At 36.4% G+C, this 17,907-nt stretch carries 22 protein-coding genes; 11 read left to right on the top strand and 11 right to left on the bottom strand.

The annotated features are described in order from the left end of the window. A protein-coding gene (locus tag A9G40_RS10510) for an IS3 family transposase (protein WP_442902727.1) occupies positions 1-1,049 on the bottom strand; the annotation gives its coding sequence in 2 pieces (ribosomal slippage) (positions 1-806 and positions 806-1,049; 1,050 coding nt annotated over the 2 pieces). This gene is flagged as partial in the annotation. Positions 1,050-1,493: 444 nt separating this feature from the next. Between A9G40_RS10510 and A9G40_RS10500 the strand changes: the two genes are divergently transcribed. From A9G40_RS10500 to A9G40_RS15055, 4 genes are all read left to right on the top strand, one after another. Next, positions 1,494-1,700, top strand: coding sequence for a hypothetical protein (locus A9G40_RS10500; RefSeq protein WP_065583002.1), 207 nt, complete (start codon positions 1,494-1,496; stop codon positions 1,698-1,700). Positions 1,701-1,813: 113 nt separating this feature from the next. After that, positions 1,814-2,275, top strand: coding sequence for a CdiA family toxin C-terminal domain-containing protein (locus A9G40_RS10495; protein WP_065583001.1), 462 nt, complete (start codon positions 1,814-1,816; stop codon positions 2,273-2,275). Positions 2,276-2,355: 80 nt separating this feature from the next. After that, positions 2,356-2,736 carry a hypothetical protein gene (locus tag A9G40_RS10490; protein ID WP_065583000.1) on the top strand — a complete coding sequence of 127 codons (381 nt, stop codon included), beginning with the start codon at positions 2,356-2,358 and terminating at the stop codon, positions 2,734-2,736. A gap of 205 nt (positions 2,737-2,941) precedes the next feature. Further along, a complete protein-coding gene (locus tag A9G40_RS15055) occupies positions 2,942-3,112 on the top strand; it encodes a hypothetical protein (protein WP_176700486.1) in 171 nt (56 codons plus the stop codon). 40 nt (positions 3,113-3,152) lie between these two features. Here the strand turns inward: A9G40_RS15055 and A9G40_RS10485 are convergent, their stop codons facing one another. The 7 genes from A9G40_RS10485 to rsmE form a co-directional block, all read right to left on the bottom strand. Then, positions 3,153-3,674, bottom strand: a complete 522-nt coding sequence (locus tag A9G40_RS10485; protein ID WP_065582999.1) for a DUF6630 family protein — start codon at positions 3,672-3,674, stop codon at positions 3,153-3,155. A gap of 662 nt (positions 3,675-4,336) precedes the next feature. Then, positions 4,337-5,374 (bottom strand): phosphoribosylformylglycinamidine cyclo-ligase, encoded by a 1,038-nt coding sequence (gene purM, locus A9G40_RS10480; protein ID WP_065582998.1) that lies wholly within the window; start codon positions 5,372-5,374, stop codon positions 4,337-4,339. Between the two features lie 98 nt (positions 5,375-5,472). Continuing rightward, on the bottom strand, positions 5,473-5,883 hold the full coding sequence (gene ruvX, locus A9G40_RS10475; RefSeq protein WP_065567117.1) for a Holliday junction resolvase RuvX: 411 nt from the start codon (positions 5,881-5,883) through the stop codon (positions 5,473-5,475). 3 nt (positions 5,884-5,886) lie between these two features. Beyond that, positions 5,887-6,444, bottom strand: a complete 558-nt coding sequence (locus A9G40_RS10470; protein ID WP_065582997.1) for a YqgE/AlgH family protein — start codon at positions 6,442-6,444, stop codon at positions 5,887-5,889. Between the two features lie 20 nt (positions 6,445-6,464). Next, complete coding sequence (locus A9G40_RS10465) at positions 6,465-6,917, bottom strand: GNAT family N-acetyltransferase (protein WP_065582996.1); 453 nt, start codon at positions 6,915-6,917, stop codon at positions 6,465-6,467. An 8-nt stretch (positions 6,918-6,925) separates the two neighbouring features. After that, on the bottom strand, positions 6,926-7,876 hold the full coding sequence (gene gshB, locus A9G40_RS10460) for a glutathione synthase (protein ID WP_065582995.1): 951 nt from the start codon (positions 7,874-7,876) through the stop codon (positions 6,926-6,928). A 177-nt stretch (positions 7,877-8,053) separates the two neighbouring features. Further along, positions 8,054-8,779 carry a 16S rRNA (uracil(1498)-N(3))-methyltransferase gene (gene rsmE / locus A9G40_RS10455; RefSeq protein ID WP_065582994.1) on the bottom strand — a complete coding sequence of 242 codons (726 nt, stop codon included), beginning with the start codon at positions 8,777-8,779 and terminating at the stop codon, positions 8,054-8,056. Between the two features lie 97 nt (positions 8,780-8,876). Here rsmE and folB point away from each other — a divergent pair, with 97 nt between their 5' ends. The 4 genes from folB (at position 8,877) to A9G40_RS10435 (ending at position 10,977) form a co-directional block, all read left to right on the top strand. Next, on the top strand, positions 8,877-9,248 hold the full coding sequence (gene folB, locus A9G40_RS10450; RefSeq protein WP_065582993.1) for a dihydroneopterin aldolase: 372 nt from the start codon (positions 8,877-8,879) through the stop codon (positions 9,246-9,248). A gap of 31 nt (positions 9,249-9,279) precedes the next feature. Beyond that, positions 9,280-10,275, top strand: coding sequence for an MBL fold metallo-hydrolase (locus A9G40_RS10445; protein WP_065582992.1), 996 nt, complete (start codon positions 9,280-9,282; stop codon positions 10,273-10,275). A gap of 65 nt (positions 10,276-10,340) precedes the next feature. Continuing rightward, the gene (locus tag A9G40_RS10440) at positions 10,341-10,547 is read left to right on the top strand and encodes a hypothetical protein (protein ID WP_065582991.1); all 207 of its coding nucleotides are present in this window, start codon (positions 10,341-10,343) and stop codon (positions 10,545-10,547) included. A gap of 1 nt (position 10,548) precedes the next feature. Continuing rightward, entirely contained in the window at positions 10,549-10,977 is a 429-nt protein-coding gene (locus A9G40_RS10435; protein ID WP_065567109.1) for an EamA family transporter, read from the top strand. 171 nt (positions 10,978-11,148) lie between these two features. Here A9G40_RS10435 and moeA read toward each other — a convergent pair whose 3' ends face one another. The 3 genes from moeA to rsmI all read right to left on the bottom strand — a co-directional run bounded on the left by moeA (position 11,149) and on the right by rsmI (position 14,668). Beyond that, a complete protein-coding gene (gene moeA / locus A9G40_RS10430) occupies positions 11,149-12,375 on the bottom strand; it encodes a molybdopterin molybdotransferase MoeA (protein ID WP_065582990.1) in 1,227 nt (408 codons plus the stop codon). Positions 12,376-12,538: 163 nt separating this feature from the next. Then, the gene (ychF, locus tag A9G40_RS10425; protein ID WP_065582989.1) at positions 12,539-13,630 is read right to left on the bottom strand and encodes a redox-regulated ATPase YchF; all 1,092 of its coding nucleotides are present in this window, start codon (positions 13,628-13,630) and stop codon (positions 12,539-12,541) included. A 210-nt stretch (positions 13,631-13,840) separates the two neighbouring features. Beyond that, entirely contained in the window at positions 13,841-14,668 is an 828-nt protein-coding gene (gene rsmI / locus A9G40_RS10420; protein ID WP_065582988.1) for a 16S rRNA (cytidine(1402)-2'-O)-methyltransferase, read from the bottom strand. Between the two features lie 468 nt (positions 14,669-15,136). On the opposite strand from rsmI, the gene nlpD reads away from it, so the two are divergent. From nlpD to A9G40_RS10405, 3 genes are all read left to right on the top strand, one after another. Further along, positions 15,137-16,210 carry a murein hydrolase activator NlpD gene (nlpD, locus tag A9G40_RS10415; RefSeq protein WP_176700485.1) on the top strand — a complete coding sequence of 358 codons (1,074 nt, stop codon included), beginning with the start codon at positions 15,137-15,139 and terminating at the stop codon, positions 16,208-16,210. A 118-nt stretch (positions 16,211-16,328) separates the two neighbouring features. After that, on the top strand, positions 16,329-17,081 hold the full coding sequence (gene gpmA / locus A9G40_RS10410) for a 2,3-diphosphoglycerate-dependent phosphoglycerate mutase (RefSeq protein WP_065582986.1): 753 nt from the start codon (positions 16,329-16,331) through the stop codon (positions 17,079-17,081). A gap of 111 nt (positions 17,082-17,192) precedes the next feature. Next, positions 17,193-17,771, top strand: a complete 579-nt coding sequence (locus tag A9G40_RS10405) for a thymidine kinase (RefSeq protein WP_065567103.1) — start codon at positions 17,193-17,195, stop codon at positions 17,769-17,771. Positions 17,772-17,907: the final 136 nt, after the last annotated feature.

The raw sequence follows: 17,907 nt of genomic DNA, 5'->3' as shown, positions 1-17,907 counted from the left end.
CGGTGTCATGTTATTTAATGCCTCATGCGGTCTTTCGGTGTTATAAATCGTTAACCATTCTTCGGTTATTCTCCTTGCTTGTGCTAAGTTGTTAAAAAGATATAAATCGAGTACTTCAGTACGATAGGTACGATTAAATCGTTCAATATAACCATTTTCATAAGGGCTACCGGGCTGGATATAATCAATGGCTATATCATGTGATTTAGCCCAGTTTATAAAGGTTTTTCCTGTAAATTCTGGTCCATTATCGACGCGTATTTTTAACGGATAACCATGATACTCCGCCAATTTATCCAAATAACGAGTCACTCTACCTGCGGGTAAACTCACACCAATATCAATACCTAATGCCTCACGATTAAAGTCATCGATGACATTGAATGTCCTAAAGCGACGTTGATTACGACTACTGTCACTCATAAAATCCATTGACCAACATTCACCTTGTTTATTGGGGGCTAATAACCTTTCCGGGCATCGTGGAGGAATGCGTTTTTTACGCTTTACCCTGAGATTAAGCTTTAATTCACAATACACCCGATATACCCGTTTATGATTCCATTGATAGCCGAGCTTTCTGATACGATTAAAACATTTAGGAAAGCCCCAGCGTAAATGCCGGTCTGTGATAGCATTCAACACCGAAACAATCACCGAATCATCCTGTAACTTAGCTTGATAATAGTAAGCACAACGGCTTAAACCAACAATGGCACAACTCATAGCAATAGTAACTGAATGATTTTGTTGTAGTTGCTGTGCCCACGTTTTACGTGCCCCTGTTGGCACTAAAGCTTTTTTATGATTTCTTCCTGAAGCTGGGATTTTAAGCTCAGTTCGGCAAACATCTGCTTAAGCTTGCAGTTTTCAGCCTCCAGCTCCTTTAAGCGTTTAATATCCGACGTTTCCATACCGCCGTATTTTTCTCGCCACTTATAGAAAGTTGAATTACCCATGCCATATTTGCGACAGAGTTCCTTGACAGGAATACCTGCTTCAGCTTCTTTTAAAATAGCGACGATTTGATGTTCAGTCATTTTTTTCATAATTAAATCCTCTTTTACTTTTATCATAGAGAATTTTCTACTTTTTGGCTGTACTATTTTAGGGGATAGTTACAGGTAGAATTCTCGCTAGCATGATCAGCAGAAAAGATTTATTTACTTTTCTGCTTTTTTTATGCGACCTTAAAAATACGGTATTGTGGTGCTACTGGCAATCGCCTAACCTTTTTTAGTGATAAACACTTTGAATATGACCGCTTTGGCAACCTAATTGCGGAAAAACGTGGAAAAAACCACAGTCTAGTTACCCACTATCAATACGACTGCCGGCATCGACTTATCAAAGTAATTAAACCGACGGGGCTTATCATCACCTATACTTATAATGCTTTTAACCGTCGTACTAGCAAAACTGTGGGATGGGATAACTATATTAAACGTTTACCAATCCAAAAAACACCGCCAATGAATTAACTGAGGTTTAAAATGAAGATATTAGAGAAACAAAATAATTTATTAAATGTTCAAATGAGTGAGAGGGAGTTTAACTTAATAAGAGAGCTTGAATCTGCTGTTTTAGTTTCATGCAGTGTAAATGAAATTCCTACCTTAACAGGGTGGACTAGAGAAGATCTTTTAGAATTTGGGGTCATGCTTAGTGAACTAGCAGAGAAACACAATATTAATTTATAACAGAATTAAAGCTTGTTAAATTTCTGCCTGATGTTGGGATTTTTTTATCTTTTTTAGATCTGCATCGTAAGTTCAATAATGAACTTGTTTTAACTCACCTTAATAATAACCGGATGTCCAGCAATAAGGTCGCTGACAAGGGCGTTGAGGGGATTGTTGGAAAAGAAACTGATACACAATTAGTGCCAGATACTTTTGTATCAGATGTTACTACTCATAATAAACAAACAGGACAGTTAAATGCAAAAAAAACAGGTATTTCTGGCGCTCATAACCAAGATGCTTTTTTAGAATCAATTGAAATGACAGAGGCTAAAATTGTTGGTCCTAAATATACAGATGCACGTTTTCCTGGTTTGATTGAGTATGAATTTCAGCTACCAGCTAGAGCAGCAAACGGACCAAATACAGGTAAAATTATTCGTTTTAAAAAAGCTGAAAAGAAAACGACCTATGATCCAGCAAGACTTTCCGATGCAAAAGTAGCAGATATGTCAAATAAAGCAGCGAAAAAAGCGGAAAATTATTTTAGAAATAATCCAGATAAAAGAGAATGTTCTGTGCAAATTGATTGATATTGGTTCACTGTAACAAAAAATCAAAGCACAGGTAAAATAAGCAATGCATTTCTTACAATACCAGAGAGGAATATAAAATGAATCATAATTTAACATGGTTAAATAAAATAGCAAAAGAAATAGAAGAACAAGGAGGAGGTGATTTATATTACTTAATCGAGACGATGTACAAAGAGCATAAAATGAATCTTTTACAATTTATTTATGATGCATCACGAGGTATTGGATGCGATGTACATGAGGGTTTGGGATATGCGTTAGATGAAGGTTATGAAGACCCACAAGATTTCAAAAGTGTTGATTTTTATGTTGGAGAGATGGATAGCTCAGAGCTTTCCCCACAAAAATTTGTTGAACTTATGCAAATAATATCAAATAGCTATATTGAAGCGCATCCTAAAGATAAAGATTCAATCGAATTTTATATGAATAAATTAAGAGAACGTTATTCAAAGTAAATAGTAAAATCCCTCACATAATTAGTGGGGGAGCATGTTTTATTTATTAAAATTAACAAGAAAAATTTAACAATTAGCTTATCTTGTTTGATTTTTATCGCATTAATTCTGGCAATATCAGTATCATTATAACGGATAGCTTGCCGAAATCACCAGACATCAGCCACGCCGTTATCGTTATGATAACGCCGGTCAGTTACACACAGTGACTTACCCTGAGGTCAATCCCAAGCAACATCATGCTGAAAAAGTCGAGCAGTTTGATTATGACCAAATTTACCTTTATTATTTTGATAAACTAAATGAAAAAGCATTAAAGTTATTACACAATAGCCAACAACCATTAATGGGTACAGATGGCATTTTAACGCCATGATCGAACAATGCTACGTCTATTTGTAAAGTGATTTATCCCACTACTCTAATTCGCTACCCAATTGATTAACTAGGTATTCTACTTCGTTATGTGCTGTCGTTGGGTAAACGATAATCCATAAATTATCATCCCCCGATATGACATTAGCAAGATTAAAACCTTGTTTTTTAAGTTCTCGATTAAAATCTGCTAACACTCCATCATTTGAAACAGTTGTGCGGTTATCGTAATGACGCATATTCGGGAACGAAACACGGTTAACACCAAAATTATTGAGTAATAGATCTGCAATCCCTGATTTAAGCTCATCAACGCTTTCTTTCCAATCGATTTGTAGCATAAATTCTGGTTGTAATATATCGCCCAATATCTCAACTTGGCGAAAGGCGATCAGTTCGTCTTCACTCACTAAATAATCTGTTTCAAATTCCTCATCCTCGTCTTCATCCCATTCATAATGATCAATCACATCATTAATCCATTGTAAATCAAGGCTGTTAGTTAAAAGCGCTACTAATTTTTTTAAGTCTTGCCTAAATTCATCTGTAATAAGCCATTGCATATAATATTCCTTTCTATTCTAATTGATTTTTTTACTATTGAACTTGTTGCTTTTATTATAAAGCAAATGATATTGTCAAATTAACCTTGTGTAAATATCCCAGACTTAACACACAAGCCACCTAGAAAATTAAGATGCTTGTTTTAGGAGATAGTTATATTATCAACTAAAGGTAACAGTTAATTCTATTGCCAAGATCCATACTTAAGATGATTATGCTACAAAAATAATTCAGAAAAGCTATTGATTTTATTTGATTTTTTATTTTATAAAATGATAATAAATAATAACATAAATTCTTTTGTCACAATACTACCTAAAAAGAGTTGGAATATTTTCAGAAGCCGAAGATACCAACAAAACAAACTTGATACAGACACCATTAGCTTTAGTGATATCAAAAACAAGCTGTATTTAATGTTAACTATATCTGGGTAAGTGGCGGTACAGATGGTATTGGTTCATTTTTTGGCGAGGATGAATGGTTAGTGCCTTAATATATACTAGGGGGTAGGATATGCCGAAGCGTCTGTAATGCGAATGGTGCAGTCATCATGCTATCAGAAGCAGAAACCTACTGAAGTAAAGTAACTTCAGTAGGAATTTCCGTCCTTTAGGGCAGGGAGGTGACAAAATTTGGATAGATAAAGTGAATGCAAAATCTATTTTATTATTACCCGCTCTGCTGATGTAGCCTGTTTAATTTCACCCAATAGCCATGCTGTTTCACCATGGTTATTTAGTAAGGTAATTGTTTTATCGACCCATGGTTTTGGTATGGCAATAATTAAGCCAACACCACAATTAAAGGTGCGATACATTTCATGGCGGCTAACATTGCCTGCTTTTTGTAACCAATTAAATATAGCAGGCCATTGCCAACTTGTTTCATTAATTATCGCTTGAGTATTTTCAGGTAACACACGAGGAATGTTTTCCCAGAAACCACCGCCTGTTATATGTGCTATTGCATGGATATCAACTTGTGTAATTAAATCAAGTATGGGTTTAACATAGATTTTAGTCGGTGCTAGCAAGTGATCGGCAAGTGGTTTGCCGTCTAACTGTTCAGTGGCAGGGTTTACACCACTGACTTCAATAATTTTACGTACTAACGAATAGCCATTAGAATGAGTACCGCTTGAAGCTAATGCGATTAATGCATCGCCATCTTGCACTTTGCTACCGTCTATCATAGCTGATTTTTCAACTACACCAACACAAAATCCCGCTAAATCGTAGTCGTTACCTTGATACATATCTGGCATTTCGGCAGTTTCGCCGCCAACTAAAGCACACCCTGATTGTTTACAGCCTTCGGCAATGCCTGTTACTACTGTTGCTGCAACATCGACATCGAGTTTTCCTGTGGCATAATAATCAAGAAAGAATAAAGGTTCAGCACCTTGCACAATCAGGTCATTAACGCACATTGCCACTAAATCAATACCAATTGATTCATGGCGGTTTAAATCCATTGCCAGGCGTAATTTGGTACCCACGCCATCCGTGCCCGATACCAAAATTGGCTCTTTGTATTTTTGTGGAATAGCACATAACGCGCCAAAACCACCCAATCCCCCCATAACTTCGGGGCGCTTAGTTTCTTTTACAACCGATTTGATGCGATTAACAAGTTCATTGCCGGCGTCAATATCGACACCAGCATCTTTATAACTAAGAGAGTTGTTATGTGACACGGCAAGTTCCTTCCAATAAAAAATTGCTGTTTATTTTAGCAAGGATGATATTGATTGGCGATCTATTATTAGATAAAAGAATTGATTAATTAAAATAATTAATTGTTTTCAAACCAACTTTCTAAAATAATGATTGCGGAAGTCGCATCTACATGACCTTTTTCAAGTGCCCGATAACCGCGAGAAGCAAAAATATGTGATTTAGCTTCAACGGTTGATAATCGTTCATCTTGTAAATGGACTTGATAACCAAACATACCATGTAAACGGTTAGCAAATTTACGTGCTCGGGCGGTGAGCGGTTGCTCTGTGCCATCCATATTTAAAGGCAACCCGACTACTAAAAAATCGGGTTTCCACTCGTTTAAGACCTTTTCGATTGTTTGCCAGTTAGGAATGCCATCGCGTGCCTTAAATGAGCATAAAGGGCTAGCTGTTTTAGTGATATCTTGGCCAATAGCTGCACCAATACTTGCTGTGCCAAAATCAAATGCGATAATCGTTGCCATTGGTTATGCATTTCCCATTTGGTGTGAAATAGTATTCATATTAATGCCGAGCGATTCTGCTGCTTTTTGCCAACGTTCATTGATGGCAAGTTCAAAAATAATTTTAGGATCTGTATCGGCAACTAACCAATTGTTTCGTGCTACTTCTTCTTCGAGTTGTAGCGATTGCCAGCTGGTATAGCCTAGTGCGAGCAATATATCTTTTGGCTGTTTAGGAGAACCGATAGTTTTTAATAAATCAAGAGACGTTGTAATCATCACATCGTCAGAAATTTGTATGCTTGATGAAAAACCTTGCTGTGGCGTGTGCAAAATAAATCCTTGTTCCTCAGCAATAGGACCACCAGCGAAAACGGGCTGTTCCAGTTCAGCACAATTTTTGCTTGCTGTTATATCTAAACGTGTCAGTACTGTTGATACATTAAGTTCTAATATCGGTTTATTAATGGTGATACCCATAGCACCATCGCGGTTATGCTCACAAATGTAGATAACCGAGCGACTAAATGTTGGGTCGCTTATCGTTGGCATAGCGATGATAAAATGATTTTTTAAATTCATATGTTCACATTTTTAGTAGTTTATAACGCGCATTTACCAATTTTAACTTTATGCTCAACATTACAGCGCATTAATAGCTCAGGCTCTCCGGTTTCTTCGTTGATTGATTCTGATACAATATTAAAATCCTGAGAAAGAAAAAAATCAATCGCTGCGATATTTTTTTTATAAACATGCACTAGCAGTTCATTATGGCGTTGTTTTGCTTTTTCAACGAGTGCTTTACCTGTCCCTTGTCGGCGAAAAGCCTCATCAACAAATAAACCTGAAATATAATTTTCAGTTATGCCAATAAAACCTTTTACTCCATCAAGATCTTGAACATATAATGTCGACATAGGAATGAGCATTTTTACTAATTCATAATTTTGTTTGAAAAATTGAGGATCAATAAAACGATGTGCTTGTTCATTACCTTCTAGCCATATAGCCATGACTTTATCTAAATCTGCTGTTTTATATTCTCTAATCATTTTTTGCTCTACTTATTTAATCGACGTTCAATGGCATCTATCAACATACCTGTAATGGAAAGATTTGGGTTTTTTGCCTCAATTTCACGAACACAAGTGGGACTTGTTACGTTAATTTCAGTTAGCTTATCGCCAATAATATCTAAACCAACAAATAGTAAGCCTTTTTCTTTTAACATTGGGGCAATACTTTTGGCAATATGCCAATCACTTTCACTTAATGCTCTTACTTCTCCGTGCCCACCTGCGGCAAGGTTACCTCGAGTTTCCCCTTTTTGTGGAATTCTTGCTAAACAATAAGGTACAGGCTCACCATCGACAACCAAAACACGTTTATCCCCGTCTGTTATCGCTGGTATGTAAGTTTGAGCCATGCAGTAACGTGAGTTGTGCTCAGTTAAGGTTTCAATGATAACCGACACATTTGGATCGTCAGCTTTAATTCTAAAAATTGATGCTCCACCCATACCGTCAAGTGGCTTTAAAATGATATCGTTATGCTCTTGATAGAAGGATTTAATCTGTTGAGTTTGACGAGTAACCAATGTTTCAGGCGTAAATTTTGCAAACCATGCAGTAAACAATTTTTCGTTACAATCACGTAAACTTTTAGGCTTATTTACTACTAATACGCCTTTTGCCTCAGCACGTTCTAGAATATAGGTTGCATAAATAAATTCGGTATCAAATGGGGGATCTTTACGCATTAATATTACATCAAGATCACTTAAGGGTATGGTTTGTTCATTGTTCATATCGAACCAATGGTGATCATCATTATAAACAGTTAATGTCCGTGTTGTCGCATAAGCTTCACCATTGCGTAAGAAGAGATCATTCATTTCCATATAAAAAAGTTGATACCCTCGCTTTTGTGCCTCAAGTAACATGGCAAAACTGGTGTCTTTTTTTATTTTGATATGACTAATTGGGTCCATTACAATGCCCAGTTTTATCATAATGACTCCTTACTGATTTTATCTATTCAATTGGGTTTTTATATTAAAATATAGGTATTACTTGAAGCGCTTTGCCAAGGCTTAATGGCAATACCCAAAATAATGCTTGCTGTTATCATACTCGTTACTAAGCCAGTTGCAAAGTAATCATTACTTATCAGCTATATTCTGCTGTGTTTATCCAAGATCGCCTAAGTGCACTTGTAATGCGGTAAGCGCTGTGAGCGCAGCGGTTTCTGTTCGTAACACTCTTGGTCCGAGTAAAATATCTATAAAATGATAGTCATGCGTCATGCTAATTTCATTGTCAGACAATCCACCTTCTGGCCCAATTAATAAATAAATTTTTTTATGCTCATTGGCTAATTGTTTTATGCCGTGTTTAGCTTTAGGGTGTAAATTGAGTCTTAATCCTTCCGTTAAACTTGCACACCAGCTTTCTAATTTTATGACGGGTTTGATTTCAGGAATTATATTGCGTCCACACTGTTCACAAGCTGAAATCACAATTTTTTGCCACTGTTGTGTTTTTTTATCTAATCTTTCGGTATCGAGCTTAACTCCACAACGTTCAGAAAGTAGTGGCGTTATACTACTGATACCTAACTCAACCGATTTCTGAATAGTAAATTCCATTTTTTCGCCGCGTGATATCACTTGCCCCAAATGGAGCTCTAATGGCGATTCGCGATTATCTAAAACGGACGAAGCTGTTTTGACTGTAACCGATTTTTTATTGACTTCATGAATAATTGCAGGGGTAATATGATTAGATCCATCAAATAAGATAATTTTTTCACCGACCTTCATTCTTAATACACGAATAAGGTGGTTAAACGCATTATCATCCAAGGTAATAAGGCTATTTTGCTCAATAATAAAAGGTTGAAAAATTCGAGTCATAATTACGGATATTTAGTATTATTTAAAATAAATTATAGCGTAATTTAACAAGATTCGGTAATCTCTATTTAATGTAATTAGGCATTTGGAATCGGGTATGAATACATACAGCAAAGATAGGGTACTGATTGAAGGATTAACTGTTCTAACAACCATCGGCGTCTATGATTGGGAAAAGACCATCAAGCAAAAGTTAATTCTCGATCTTGAAATGGCATGGAATAATAAACCTGCTGGCGAAAGCGATAATGTATCGCTTTGTTTAGACTATTTTAAGGTTAGCCAAACGATAACACACTTTATTCAATCTTCGAAATTTGAGCTGATTGAATGTGTAGCAGAGCGAGTCGCTGAAATGATTATTAAACAATTTTCTGTTAATTGGTTGAAAGTTAAAGTATCTAAACCAACAGCAATAGCGAATGCTCGGAATGTTGCTGTAATTATTGAACGTACAGCAAATTACTAAACTAAATTGATTGTCAAAGAAGGCTATCAGGATGGCGGATCAAAAACAAGATTTAACGGCTCAAAAAAAACATCATACTGCTAAAGGGTTTAAGTATGATGCATCTTTTAAAATTAAAATTGGCGAGTTTTTACGTTGGCGTTTTAAGCGTAAAGTATTACCACCTAAAGCAGGTTATCATACTTTTAACCAAACATGGTTTGAGCCAATCAATCTCAGTTTACCTGATGATAGAGTTTGGTGGATTGGTCACTCAACAACATTGATTCGTTTAAACGGTAAGATGATTTTAACTGATCCTATCTTTTCTAAGCGGGCTTCACCTTCGCAATTCATAGGACCTAAACGGCGAACACCGCCAGCTTTAGATATTGAACAATTGCCGCAGATTGATTTTATTGTTATTTCACATAACCATTATGATCATCTTGATTCTCAAAGTATTCAGCAATTATTGGCTCGTTTCCCTAATGTTGTCATTATGGTTCCGCTTGGTTTAAAAAGAACATTACTAAAGTGGGGGGCTAAGAACACTATTGAATTAGATTGGTGGGATTGTAAAACTATTGATGGGCTTACTTTCTCTGCTACCCCAGCTGTACACTGGAGCAATCGAGGATTGCTTGATGTGAATAAAGCATTATGGAGTGGCTGGATGATTCAATCTAAGATTGCTAATCAAACAAAAACAGTCTATTTTATGGGGGATACTAGCTATTGTGTTGAATTAAAAGAGATTGCTAGGCGTTTTCCTTCAATCGATTTGGCATTAATACCTATTGGTGCTTATGCGCCACGTTGGTATATGAAATCACAGCATATTGACCCCAAGCAAGCTGTGCAACTGTACGATGAATTACAATGCCATTCAGCCATAGCTATTCATTGGGGAGCATTTGAATTAGCTGACGAGCCATTAGATGAACCATGCCAGTTATTAAATAAATATAAAGCAAACCGCCACTTTAATCTATTAAAAATAGGTGGTACTTTAGCTATTAATCACATTCATTCTGAATTAAAATAATTCCCATAAAAAAAACAGCAATGCTGTTAAATATTTAATGCGTTTGCCCAAAAAAGGAGAATGAAATGAAAGCTACGGTTATTGGTTTGTCTTGTTTGATGTTTAGCTTGGCATTAGTTGGATGTGGAGGTAAAAACGACGAAGGTAAAACTTATCATTGGTCAAAAGCTCACGGTGTTTTAGAAGATTGTCGTGGGGTGATGAGTAAATCACAACAATGTGAAACGAATTCCAACAATCAACAATATCTATTTAAAATCGATAAATATTAATATGAGTGCGTGGCTTATTTATGCACTACTTTCCGCTATTACTGCGGCATGCGTAGCTATTTTAGGAAAAATCGGTTTACAGTACCTTGATGCCAACACAGCAACCGCAATTCGTGCTATTGTCATGGCTATTTTTTTAGTTGGGGTGGTTGCTGTTCAAGGTAAACTAAGCCTTATCAACACGTTTTTTAATGATAAAAAGGCGTTATTTATTATTGCACTAAGTGGCATTGCCGGTGCGCTATCTTGGCTATTTTATTTTATGGCGATTAAAGAGGGCAAAGTATCGCAAGTTGCGCCAATTGACAAGTTAAGCGTAGTTTTTGCGGTTGTATTTGCTGCTATTTTATTCGGTGAAAAGGTTTCGCTATTAGCTGGTGTAGGGGTTGCTATGATTGCCGTAGGCGCGATATTAGTTGCACTATTTTAATTATATCTCAACTTATTATCTGCCAGCGGGTTATACCGTTATATAGTAATAAACCAATATAACGATATGTTCATAATGTTACATACCACCTATTTACACAACTAAATCATACACATAATAAATGTGCATGACTATTATGGTAAATAATGCAAATGGGTATTTAAACCACGCTTACTTTAGTAAACGATTAAACAGCTCAACCGTTACCTGCTCCCCTTTGCTGACATTACCACGATCCTGTTCAAGCACAATAAAACAATTAGCTTGCTTAAATGATTGTGTTATATGCGACCCTTGATGCCCTGTTGTGCTAACTTCTAACTCACCTTGTGCATTTATTTGTAACATACCACGTTGAAAGTCTACTCTACCAAGGCTCTTTTTAAGATTGGTTGCAGTGCTTACTTTAAAGGTTAAATCAATGGCTGGTGCTTCAACCCCTGAAAGAGCTAAAATTAGTGGTTGTACTAATTGATAAAAAGTCACTAAGGTTGAAACAGGATTGCCGGGCAAACCACAAAATAGCGCCTCGCCAATGTTGCCAAAGGCAAAAGGCTTGCCAGGTTTCATCGCAATTTTCCAAAAGCTGATTTTGCCAAGCGCTTCTAAAGCCACTTTAGTATAATCTGCATCGCCCACAGAAACGCCACCGCTGGTGATGACTAAATCAGCTTGATTCGATGCGGCTATCAATGCTTGTTTGATTTGGGTTGGGTCATCAGAAATGATACCAAGATCGACGATGTCACAGTTAAGCTCAGTTAATAATAATTTTAGCGTGAAACGGTTACTATCATAAATAGCGCCATTACCAGCTAAAGGCTCACCAATTGGTGTTAATTCATTACCTGTTGATAAGATGGCTACTTTCAGTTTTTTAAAAACCAAAACTTCACTAATGCCCAATGTCGCAAGGGTTGATAGTATGGGAATGGTTAATTTTTCCCCTTTGTTCACAGCGACAGTGTCTTTTTTTATATCTTCGCCCATATGGCGGATATTATCGCCAACTTTTATCTCATTTAAAAAAGTGATACCTAGCTCCGATTTTTCGGTCTTTTCTTGCATCACTACTGCATCAGCATCATTTGGTACGGGGGCTCCAGTCATAATACGTAAACAAGTACCTTGTGGCCAATTAAGATTGCCTATATCATCGCCAGCTAAAATAATGCCCGCTATAGGTAATAATTTAGATTGATTAACATCGGATAATCTAACGGCATACCCATCCATCGCTGAGTTATTAAAGCTTGGCACATTAATCGGCGACATTACCGGTTCAGCAGTGATACGTCCTAATGCATCGAACAAAGAAACTTTTTCGCAATTGAGTGATTTTATGGCTGATGCGCTTTGGAGCATTTGCTGTTTGGCTTGTTGAAATGTGAGTAACATAAAAGTGTGCCTTCCTTATGTTTATGAAGCTATTATTTGATCTTGTTAAGAAATTTTAGGAAATGTATCTGTTTTAGTAAAAATCACTTTTTTATCAAGATTGAATTGATCTTTATGATTGCTAATATAACAACGTCGCCAAAAGGCGACGTCAAATCATTAGCTATACATTAAATAAGAAGTTCATAATATCGCCATCTTGCACAACATAGTCTTTACCCTCAGCGCGCATTTTGCCCGCTTCTTTTGCACCTTGTTCACCGCCGTATTTAATAAAATCTTCAAAAGCGATAGTTTGAGCGCGAATAAACCCTTTTTCAAAATCAGTATGAATTTTACCTGCTGCTTGTGGCGCTGTATCTCCAACTGAAATTGTCCATGCTCGAACCTCCTTAACACCTGCTGTAAAGTACGTTTGTAAATTAAGCAAACTATATCCTGCACGAATCACGCGGTTTAGACCAGGTTCTGTTAACCCTAAATCTTGCATAAATTCGTCACGATCAGCATCATCAAGCTCAGCAAGCTCGGCTTCAATTGCGGCACATACAGGTACAACTATGGCCTTTTCTTGTTCAGCAATGGCTTTGACTTTATCTAAATAAGGATTGTTTTCAAAACCATCTTCATTCACATTAGCGATATACATGGTTGGTTTTAGGGTTAAAAAGCTTAGGTATTTAATTGCATCAAGCTCTTCTTTACTTAAACCAAGCTGCAACAATTTTTTACCTTGCTCTAAATGTGGTAAGCATTTTTCAAGGATTTCTAATTCAAATTTGGCCTCTTTATCGCCACCTTTGGCACGTTTTTGTAGGCGCGTTATTGCACGTTCGCAAGCTTCAAGATCGGATAGGGCAAGCTCAGTATTAATAATCTCGATATCTTCAGCCGGATCGATCTTGCCAGCGACGTGAATGATATTATCATTTTCAAAACAACGTACAACATGACCAATGGCTTCAGTTTCACGAATATTAGCTAAAAATTGATTACCTAAACCTTCACCTTTCGACGCACCTTTAACTAAACCTGCAATATCAACAAATTCCATAGTGGTTGGCAATGTGCGTTGTGGTTTAACAATTTTTGCCAGTTCATCTAAACGTGGATCGGGCATCGGCACAACCCCAGTGTTTGGCTCGATAGTACAAAACGGAAAGTTAGCCGCTTCAATGCCAGCTTTAGTTAGTGCGTTAAAAAGCGTTGACTTACCCACATTAGGTAGTCCGACGATACCACATTTAAATCCCATATTGTTTGTTACCTTTTATCATAAATGTCTTAAAAATAAGGGGGAGATTATATACTAAATTGTGCTATTTATGCCAATGTTCTTAGCGATAAATCTACGAGGAATTAAACAAATTAACAGTTACTATTTATTGTTTATTACCAAGCTTAGTTTATTACCAAGTTAATATTTGCTATATACTGGCCATAACCCACCCACTTAGTCATTTAGTTATTGTTCTGTATTCAAACCAATTTGGTAAAGTTGATTCTTTTTAAGTCCATATATTTCAGCGGTAATAGCTGCTGCTTTTTTTAATGGCAGTTCTTTTTGCAATAGTTTAAGAGTACCAATCGCCTTTGGATCAATATCTTCCTCTGATTTTGTATGGCCTTGCACGATTAACACAAATTCACCTTTTTGGCGGGCAGGATCTTCATTTAACCAATTTATCAACTCATTAACCTTAAAACTGACAATAGTTTCCCACGTTTTGGTGAGCTCTTTAGCCAAAATAATTGGCTTATCAGCACCCCAAATAGTTTGCATATCATTAAGCGTGTCTAATAAGCGATGAGTCGATTCATAAAAGATGATTGTGCGTGGTTCGTCTAATAAATGGGTAAGGTAATCTTGGCGTGCTTTAGTTTTAGCGGGTAAAAAACCTTCATAAATAAACTTATCTGACGGTAATCCTGAAGCACATAGAGCTGTTATCGCAGCGCAAGCGCCAGGAATTGGTACGACTTTAATGCCATTTTCGTGACATGCTTTAACCAAATGATATCCTGGATCGTTAATTAATGGTGTACCTGCATCAGAAATCAACGCAATGGATAACCCTGATTTGAGTTTCTCGATAAGGGTATTGGATTTTTCTTGTTCATTATGATCATGCAAAGCAAACAGCTTCGCTTTAATTCCAAGATGTTGTAAAAGTAAGCCACTATGACGCGTATCTTCAGCCGCAATCAGATCGACGCTTTTAAGTATATCGATCGCTCTAAGCGTAATATCATCTAAATTTCCGATGGGGGTAGCAACAATATATAAAGTCATTATTTTTAATCACATTAAATTTTTATAGAAAGATAGTAAAGATACTGTACGAACCCTCATTTTATTGTATATACTCACTACTTTCAAAATAAATTCGACTAGTCTGAGTAAATTAGTTAACAAATATAAGTTAAAATAACTTACTTATGACTAGAATTTGCTTATGGCAACAATATGCGTGTGCAGTCTTAGTTGATAAAGTGGTTAACCTAAATTAAAAGTGAATAGTATCAGGTTCAATTGATTTGAGTATGCATCGTTATTTTTATGAAAATGATATGCTGACAAGCTAAATATTAGCTAAAATCATAAAGAACTAAATAAAATTATTGATTTACTTAATAAGTAATCAATATAATAGCTTTTTACTATAAAAACGTTAAAATGTGCAAATATCCCCATATGTGCTGAAAATAGTATTTTGCATAAAATAACTAAAAATGAAATTCTAGAATGAAAGGTGTTGCTTTGAAAAAAATACTGACATTAAGTTGCTTAAGTTTGTTAGCGGTTGCTTGTACTCAAACCGAGCAAGCCGAAATTGAAGATATTTCGGGAGCAGGTGGAGCATCAACGTCTTCTGTTTACACCAAACCACCTGCGAATATTTCAACGGGTGGTAGAGCCTCTTCTATACCTTCATCAAGACAAACGACAACGTCCAATACAAATACCGCTAACGACACTCATTCTATAAGTGCTAACAGTAATGATACGGTAATTAGCAACGAGCGTATTGTTTATAACCGTAATTATGACGAAATACCTAAAGGTGGATATCAAGGCGATACTTATACTGTAAAACGTGGGGATACATTGTTTTATATTGCGTGGGTAACAGGTAACGATTACCGTTCACTAGCGGCTAAAAATAATATCAAAGAACCCTTTGCCGTTAATGTTGGGCAAGTGTTAGATGTTAGTGGTGGTACAGTTGTCGTAACCCAAAAAACCACTACACACCCAGCAACATCGAATAAAGTTAATAGCAATAATACTACTATCGCAATGGGGCAAGCCAAAACGAGACCAACGATCACTAAAACAACAACGACTTCGATTACCAAAACAGATAAAAATCAACAACCAACGACAATCGAAAAGACGGAAACTATTACTGAGCCGTTAGATAGTTCTTCTGACATTATACCAACTCGTACCTCAAAAGTGAATGTGGCTAATATTTCATGGCAATGGCCAGCACGGGGTAAGATTGTTGAAAAATTCTCAAATACAAGTAAAGGTATTGATATATCAGGCTCAGTTGGGGCTAAAGTCATGGCGGCGGCTGATGGGCGTGTTGTTTATTCGGGCAATTCATTACCCGGTTATGGTAATTTAATTATTATTAAACATAATGATGATTATTTAACAGCGTATGCGCACAATCAATCTATATTAGTAAAAGAACAGCAAGCGGTGCGTGCAGGTGAACAAATTGCTACAATGGGGGCTACGGGCACTTCGTCGGTTAGGTTACACTTTGAAATTCGATATAAAGCGCAATCAGTTGATCCATTAAAATACTTACCAAGAAAATAAATGTTTTGAATTAAGCATTTTAATTCAAAACAAATAGGCAGGCATGGTTGCATATACCACTTGCCTATAAACCAAATACACTTAAAATTTAATTATACGTAATAAAGGAGTTATACTCATGGCTGTAAAAAAATTAGTGTTAATTCGACATGGAGAAAGTGTTTGGAACCAAGAGAACCGTTTTTGTGGTTGGACTGACGTTGATTTATCTGATAAAGGCAATAAAGAAGCTGCTGAAGCGGGTAAATTACTAAAAACAGAAGGTTTCACATTTGATTATGCTTATACTTCAGTATTAAAACGCGCTATTCACACATTATGGCACGTTCTAGACGAAGTTGATCAAGCATGGTTACCCGTTGAAAAAAGTTGGAAATTAAATGAACGCCATTATGGTGCATTACAAGGTTTAAACAAAGCAGAAACCGCAGCAAAATATGGCGATGAGCAAGTAAAATTATGGCGTCGTGGTTTTGCCATTACCCCTCCTGCACTTGAAAAATCAGATGAACGTTTTCCTGGACATGATTCACGCTACAGCAACTTACCTGAAGCAGAATTACCACTAACGGAAAGTTTAGCATTGACTATTAAACGTGTACTTCCTTATTGGGAATCAACAATTGCGCCACGCGTAGCTAAAGGGGAGCGTGTTATTATTGCCGCTCACGGTAATTCACTACGTGCACTAGTAAAACATTTAGATAACATCAGTGATGATGATATTATTGAGCTTAACATCCCAACAGGGGTGCCGTTAGTGTATGAATTTGATGACAATATGAAAGTCATTAAACACTATTATCTCGGTAATGCTGATGAAATCGCTGCAAAACAAGCGGCTGTTGCAAACCAAGGTAAAGCAAAATAATTATTTCTTAAAGTTAAAAAAGGTAGGTTGTTTAACTTACCTTTTTTATTTCCTACATCACAGCTTTTATTCATTATTTTTATTCATTGTTTTTATTTTGAGAGCGTTATTTTGTCTAAGATCTATTATATATATGGCGTAATGAATGCCGGAAAATCCACCGAACTACTACAAATTGATCACAACTACTTAAGTAATAACATGCAAACATTACTACTTAAGTCATCGGTTGATACACGTGATTCGGCTGTCGAAATCGTCTCTCGCTTAGGGTTACGCAAAAAAGCATTACTGCTTGATGACACGACTGTTGATGCCATCATTGAACATATCAAACAAAACCAATATGCCTGCATATTGATTGATGAAAGTCAGTTTTTATCGCGCAACACCATCTGGAAGCTCTCTGATGTGTGTGATGAATATAGCGTCCCAATTATGTTCTTTGGTATTAAAACCGATTATATGGGGCATCTGTTTGAAGGATCTAAAACGCTACTTGAAATTGCCGACAATTTTAGAGAGCTTAAAACCGTATGCTGGTGTGGAAAAAAAGCCACCATGATTTTATTAGAAGGGCAAGATGGTCAAATTGTTAAATTTGGCAATTCCATTCATCTGGGTGATAGCGAATACCATTCAGTGTGCCGAAAACACTGGAAGGTTGGGCAAATTAGGCCTAAAAACTGATATTCTAAACATTTCACACTGATTTTAAGTCAATAAATTACGTTTATAGGTTGATTTATTTGATGCTAAAAAAGTGTGAATGACCTCTCATTTTTACCATTTTCTTTTATTGCTTCTTCGGTTTTTATGTCATATT

The organism is Gilliamella sp. Nev3-1 (assembly GCF_001690435.1).
Lineage (GTDB): Bacteria > Pseudomonadota > Gammaproteobacteria > Enterobacterales > Orbaceae > Gilliamella > Gilliamella apicola_C.
This window is presented reverse-complemented; position numbering and strand designations above follow the sequence as displayed.

Excerpts from the sequence above, each read along its gene's own strand:
- A9G40_RS10485 (WP_065582999.1), bottom strand. The coding sequence starts at position 3,674 with ATGCAATGGCTTATTACAGATGAATTTAGGCAAGACTTAAAAAAATTA.
- rsmE (WP_065582994.1), bottom strand. The coding sequence starts at position 8,779 with ATGACTCGAATTTTTCAACCTTTTATTATTGAGCAAAATAGCCTTATT.
- A9G40_RS10465 (WP_065582996.1), bottom strand. The coding sequence starts at position 6,917 with ATGATTAGAGAATATAAAACAGCAGATTTAGATAAAGTCATGGCTATA.
- gpmA (WP_065582986.1), top strand. The coding sequence starts at position 16,329 with ATGGCTGTAAAAAAATTAGTGTTAATTCGACATGGAGAAAGTGTTTGG.
- A9G40_RS10470 (WP_065582997.1), bottom strand. The coding sequence starts at position 6,444 with ATGAATTTAAAAAATCATTTTATCATCGCTATGCCAACGATAAGCGAC.
- ychF (WP_065582989.1), bottom strand. The coding sequence starts at position 13,630 with ATGGGATTTAAATGTGGTATCGTCGGACTACCTAATGTGGGTAAGTCA.
- A9G40_RS10495 (WP_065583001.1), top strand. The coding sequence starts at position 1,814 with ATGTCCAGCAATAAGGTCGCTGACAAGGGCGTTGAGGGGATTGTTGGA.
- gshB (WP_065582995.1), bottom strand. The coding sequence starts at position 7,876 with ATGATAAAACTGGGCATTGTAATGGACCCAATTAGTCATATCAAAATA.
- A9G40_RS10435 (WP_065567109.1), top strand. The coding sequence starts at position 10,549 with ATGAGTGCGTGGCTTATTTATGCACTACTTTCCGCTATTACTGCGGCA.
- A9G40_RS10440 (WP_065582991.1), top strand. The coding sequence starts at position 10,341 with ATGAAAGCTACGGTTATTGGTTTGTCTTGTTTGATGTTTAGCTTGGCA.
- rsmI (WP_065582988.1), bottom strand. The coding sequence starts at position 14,668 with ATGACTTTATATATTGTTGCTACCCCCATCGGAAATTTAGATGATATT.
- A9G40_RS10445 (WP_065582992.1), top strand. The coding sequence starts at position 9,280 with ATGGCGGATCAAAAACAAGATTTAACGGCTCAAAAAAAACATCATACT.
- A9G40_RS10490 (WP_065583000.1), top strand. The coding sequence starts at position 2,356 with ATGAATCATAATTTAACATGGTTAAATAAAATAGCAAAAGAAATAGAA.
- A9G40_RS10500 (WP_065583002.1), top strand. The coding sequence starts at position 1,494 with ATGAAGATATTAGAGAAACAAAATAATTTATTAAATGTTCAAATGAGT.
- folB (WP_065582993.1), top strand. The coding sequence starts at position 8,877 with ATGAATACATACAGCAAAGATAGGGTACTGATTGAAGGATTAACTGTT.
- ruvX (WP_065567117.1), bottom strand. The coding sequence starts at position 5,883 with ATGGCAACGATTATCGCATTTGATTTTGGCACAGCAAGTATTGGTGCA.
- moeA (WP_065582990.1), bottom strand. The coding sequence starts at position 12,375 with ATGTTACTCACATTTCAACAAGCCAAACAGCAAATGCTCCAAAGCGCA.